Annotated in this window: 6 protein-coding genes; 3 read left to right on the top strand and 3 right to left on the bottom strand. The window is 40.2% G+C overall.

Going from position 1 to position 5,045, the window contains the following annotated elements:
• The coding region (locus CXF78_RS09805; protein ID WP_102036659.1) for a LysR substrate-binding domain-containing protein at positions 1 to 776 on the top strand (776 nt) is incomplete at its 5' end.
• A 17-nt stretch (positions 777 to 793) separates the two neighbouring features.
• Here CXF78_RS09805 and CXF78_RS09800 read toward each other — a convergent pair.
• Positions 794 to 1,165, bottom strand: coding sequence for a diacylglycerol kinase (locus CXF78_RS09800; protein ID WP_102036658.1), 372 nt, complete (start codon positions 1,163 to 1,165; stop codon positions 794 to 796).
• Between the two features lie 409 nt (positions 1,166 to 1,574).
• Between CXF78_RS09800 and CXF78_RS09795 the strand changes: the two genes are divergently transcribed.
• Together CXF78_RS09795 and CXF78_RS09790 are read left to right on the top strand one after the other, a co-directional pair.
• Positions 1,575 to 2,423, top strand: coding sequence for a DNA ligase (locus CXF78_RS09795; protein WP_102036657.1), 849 nt, complete (start codon positions 1,575 to 1,577; stop codon positions 2,421 to 2,423).
• 156 nt (positions 2,424 to 2,579) lie between these two features.
• Positions 2,580 to 3,065: a low molecular weight protein-tyrosine-phosphatase gene (locus CXF78_RS09790; RefSeq protein ID WP_011636958.1), complete on the top strand. Its 486-nt coding sequence runs from the start codon at positions 2,580 to 2,582 to the stop codon at positions 3,063 to 3,065.
• Positions 3,066 to 3,216: 151 nt separating this feature from the next.
• On the opposite strand, the gene ylqF is transcribed toward CXF78_RS09790, so the two are convergent.
• Together ylqF and CXF78_RS09780 are read right to left on the bottom strand one after the other, a co-directional pair.
• Complete coding sequence (gene ylqF, locus CXF78_RS09785) at positions 3,217 to 4,158, bottom strand: ribosome biogenesis GTPase YlqF (protein WP_011636959.1); 942 nt, start codon at positions 4,156 to 4,158, stop codon at positions 3,217 to 3,219.
• Between the two features lie 130 nt (positions 4,159 to 4,288).
• The coding region (locus CXF78_RS09780; RefSeq protein ID WP_102036656.1) for a 2OG-Fe(II) oxygenase family protein at positions 4,289 to 5,045 on the bottom strand (757 nt) is incomplete at its 5' end.

Here is a 5,045-nt window from a genome sequence, read left to right as displayed (position 1 = left end):
TCACTCGAAGTGCTGTCAGTTTTAGGATAAAGCAGTTAGAAAATATTTTGGGTTTAGAGTTATTTGAACGCTTACGTAACAATATTCAACCAACACCTGCTGGTGAAAGAATGCTCGGCCATGCTGAGGCAGTGCTTAATGCTTGGGAAAGGGCAAAACAAGATATTATTTTAAATCAGCAACACAGTGCTCAGTTAGCGTTGTCGGCTGGCGATAATATTTGGGATGCTTTTTTACAAGGTTTCTTGCAGCCATTACATTTAGGCTTAGAAGGGGTGGCTTTAAGAACTGATGTATTACCTGCAACGGTGATGACTCGCCAACTTATTGAACGAACTTTAGATATTGCGATTACTTTTGACCCTCCAAAGCTTGATGGAGTCATATTAGTTAAGCTTGCTGAAGTAAAATTGTATTTAGTATCCAAACAAGCAGGCGTTAAGCTTACACAAACACCTACTTTACCTTATATAAAAGTAGACTGGGGTACCGCCTTTAATATCACTCATGCCCAAGATTTTACCATGTTGCCTTTGCCGGTATTACACACAAGTTCTGCTCGTATGGCATTGGACTTTATACTTAATAATGGTGGAGGTGCATTTTTGCCTGAAGCACTTATAAAGCCTTATTTAGATAACGGGAGCTTATATGTCGTGGATGATGCAAAATGTATCCATAGACATGTGTATGCTGCATATTGGGCTGAAAATGAAAGACTTGCTTATATTGAACAAGCCATTTCAATTCTGACAACCGATAAGCGCACTGAATGATATTCGTCTGGCCGTTACTAAAACAGTAATGGCCAAATAACGATGCCCCAAGTGATTGCACATAATATTAAACTGAGAAAGACTGCTGCAGAAGCAATGTCTTTTGCCTGACCACTGAGTGGGTGGATCTCATCACCAACCCGATCAACTACCGCTTCAATAGCGGAGTTCAGCAATTCTACAATCAATACAATTAATACTGTCATGATAAGCAAAATACGTTCAGTACTACTTATATTGAGTAGCAGAGCAATGGGTAACATTAGGCAAGCAAGCACGGTTTCTTGTCTAAATGCCGCTTCGTTTTTCCACGCTGACTTTAGACCTTGCATAGAAAACCCTGTCGCTCGAAACACGCGTTTTAGACCATGATTGTTCTCTGGTTTCATTTTACTCATTATCTTTATTAATGTTAATTCCGTAGATTGTAACATTCCGTTCATATGCTTCCAGCAGTAATTTAGGTCTTATGATGTGCTGTAGAACAAAACAAATATTTATTGTTGTGATGGTATATGCCCTCATTATGCATCGATTTATATCAATATAAGCCCTACCAATGAATGGATAATTATTCTGTTTGTACTACGCTCACCTAACCCTGTAGAGGGTTGAGAATCATTTAAACAGGTGAAAGTCGTATTCATCCACAGATGATAGGCGTTATAGCAGTATTTTAGAGGTTTTACTTGGAAGTGGCTCGATGCCGAGAGAGTACAATCATCGGGATATTGAAATAAACTTTTGAACGAAAATGAAAAAACACTAAATGGATTTAACTTTTAGCAAGGATTGCATATGCGTAAGCTACCGTATCTTTTTATTTTGGTCATTATTTCACTGCATTGTTTTACGATAAAGAGTGAAGTGTTATCAATACCTCCTATTCAGTTGGCAACAAAATATCAACAAGATATAGATGTCACTGAATACTTAGTCAGCGAGAAGCTTGATGGTGTTCGAGGCTACTGGGATGGCAGTAACATGCTGACTCGCAGTGGCCGAAAAGTGGCATTACCTCCGTCGTTTACCCTTGGTTTTCCTGATACTGCCATTGATGGTGAACTTTGGTTAGGTCATAACCGTTTCGAAGATATTTCAGCATTGGTTCGACGTCAGCAAGTACCTGATAAAGAGTGGCAGGAAGTTAAGTTTATGATGTTTGATTTACCGCGGCATTCAGGCCCTTTTATTGAACGCTACTTAGCGATGAAAATGTTGGCAGAACAAACGGCCTCCATACATTTACAGGTCATTAAGCAGGAGCCGGTGGCTTCAACTGAAGCTCTGTTTACATTGCTTGATTCCATCGTTAATGCTGGTGGTGAAGGATTGATGTTACATTATCAGCAAGCGCATTATGCAGTCGGCCGCAGTGAGTATATTGTTAAGCTCAAACCCAAATATGACGCTGAAGCTGTAGTGATTGGTCATACAGAAGGTAAGGGTAAGTATCGAGGTAAACTAGGTGCGTTAATTGTAAAAACACCTGCGGGGATAGTGTTTAATATCGGCAGTGGTTTAAGCGATAAACAACGAGAAAATCCACCTTTAGTCGGTTCTACCATTACTTATCAATATTTAGGCTTAACTCAAAAAGGGACGCCAAGATTTGCTACTTTTCTGCGACAAAGACCACCGCAATAACGCTTCAAAATTGCTGGCATGTTGCGTTGCGTATCATTGTATAATTAATGGTAAAACTAAATGTAGAACTACAATTGGTAATGATCATAACCCCGGTTAAGGTATCGGCAATATGATTAAGTGATGATATAAAACTGGAGATAATGGCGGTTATCAATGATCGATGATAAATATCTTTTAAATGTTCGCTCGGTGTTGTTTGTCTGTATGGGTAATATTTGCCGCTCGCCGACGGCAGAGGCAGTGTTTAGGCAACAAATGAAACGTCACTCGCTTCAACTCGACATCGATTCTGCAGGGACTATTGCCTATCATCAAGGGCATGCTCCGGACAGTCGCAGTATTATTGCTGGCAACAAGCGCGGACTTGATTTTTCAGGTATGAAAGCTCGGCAGGTTATCGACGCTGACTTTGAACGATTCGATTTAATTTTAGCGGCAGACTTTGCCAATTTAAATGATTTGAAAGACAGGTGTCCTGCCCATTTACGATATAAATTACAGTTGATATTAAGCTATGGTGATTCGTTAGTCGAAGAAGTACCTGACCCATATTATGGTGGTGAAAGAGGATTTGAGATGGTTATCAATTTACTTGAAGCCAGTTTAGCTGCATTGGCGATTAAACTAGCTAATCGTTGAAATATAATCAATTAACTAAGGGATTTAACTAAGCTACTTATCTAGGCGACTTAATTATGATTACTTAATTCAGGCTACTTAGCATGATAGGTCACTCTGAATGATAAGTGCTAGGCCGTCATTGATGTTGACGACCTAGACTTTGTTCGGCTTAATCGTTATAACGTTTACCGGAGCGTTTAAGTTTCTCTTGCTCTATTTTCTGCTGTTTAATGAGTTCTTTCTCAGCTAATTTACGTGCAACTTCCTCTTTTTCTACTTCAGCCATCGCCGGAGTTTCAAGGCTTAAAAGTCCGATTTTCCCTGAGCGGTATTCATGTAGTAATAGTTCAGATACTTTATGGTAATCAACTCGGGCGCCAGGGCGAAGTGCTCCGCGAGAACGACTGATAGCTTCGAGTAATTCGATATCGCTGGCTGGTAGCGATTGAAGCTTATAACGTTCACAAATTTCGTCAGGATAGGCTTCAAGGAAATAGCCAGCAGCAAACATTGCCACATCTTCGTATTCCATAGCGGTATCTTTAATTGCACCGGTGACAGCAAGGCGATAGCTACTGGCTTCGTTGTCCACTTTTGGCCATAAAATGCCCGGAGTATCCGATAGTACGATTCCATTACGTAAGTTAATACGTTGCTGACGTCTTGTGACTGCAGGTTCATTACCCGTTTTAGCTATAGTGCGACCCGCTAAGGTATTAATAATTGTAGATTTACCGACGTTAGGAATACCCATGATCATGGTGCGAATGTCTTTTTCCATGATGTCACGGTGTGGCACCAGTTTACGGCAAAGATCAGGAATGCTTTTTACCATACTGGGTTGTAAACTTGTGATTGCTGATGCCTGAACGCCTTGTTCACGTTCTAGGTATTCAATCCATTGGGCGGTAACCTTAGGATCGGCTAAATCAGATTTATTCAGTAATTTAATGCAGGGTTTATCACCACGTAGTTGTGACACCATCGGATTTTCACTGCTGTATGGAATACGTGCATCGAGCACTTCAATAACGAGATCCACTTGAGGCATTGCCTCCTCGATCTCTTTACGTGCTTTGTGCATGTGTCCTGGATACCACTGAATTGCCATGATGTTGCCTTATAAACCGGAGAGTAAATACAATAAATACAAAAGTGATATTCTACCTCGTTAGCAGATTAAATGCATAAAAAAAGCGCCCGAAGGCGCTTAGTATCATTGTTAAATGAAGCATTAATGTTTAAATAACGCCTAATTCACGTAATCTTTCCTGTAAATAGCTGTCTGCGGTATAACGCTCTGATAGTACTACTTCTGGATTAGGGTGCAAAAACAGCGGTAATGAAATCCGTGATTTGGTTTTGTCTGTCCCTTCAGGATTGATTACCCTGTGTGAAGTGGAAGGAAAATAACCACCAGATGCTTCTTGCAGCATGTCACCGATGTTAATAATGATGCTGCCAAAATCGCTAGGTACGTCAATCCATTCACCTGTTTTGGTTTTCACTTGTAATCCAGGTTCATTTGCTGCAGGTAATATAGTGATGAGGTTAATGTCCTCATGCGCTGCTGCACGGATAGCGCCCATTTCTTCATCACCTTTCATTGGTGGATAATGTAAAATCCGCAACAAGGTTTGTTGGCTTTGAGCAATCATGTCTGGTAATGGAATAGAATATTTTTCCGCAACATCTGCCGGTGTATATTTTTCAATCCAACTGAGTAATTCCGCAGCTAGGGTATTGGCATGTTCATAATATGCAAGAATATTGGCTCTAAGTGAATCAGGAATACGGCCCCAAGGATACACATGATAATATTCTTTGATATCTTTTACATTGTTACCTTTGGCTGTTTCAGAAATCGATGCAGGAAAAAATCCATCGTGTGTTTCAGACTTGAACAAAAAGTCATGTTTTTGTTCAGACTGAAAGAAGTTGTACCACTCTTTATAAATATCTTCGACAAGTTGCTTTTGAATAGGGTGATTCGATAGT

This window comes from Shewanella sp. 11B5 (assembly GCF_002836795.1).
Lineage (GTDB): Bacteria > Pseudomonadota > Gammaproteobacteria > Enterobacterales > Shewanellaceae > Shewanella > Shewanella frigidimarina.
The sequence above is the reverse complement of the archived record's forward strand: the minus strand, read 5'-3'. Positions and strand labels throughout refer to the sequence as shown.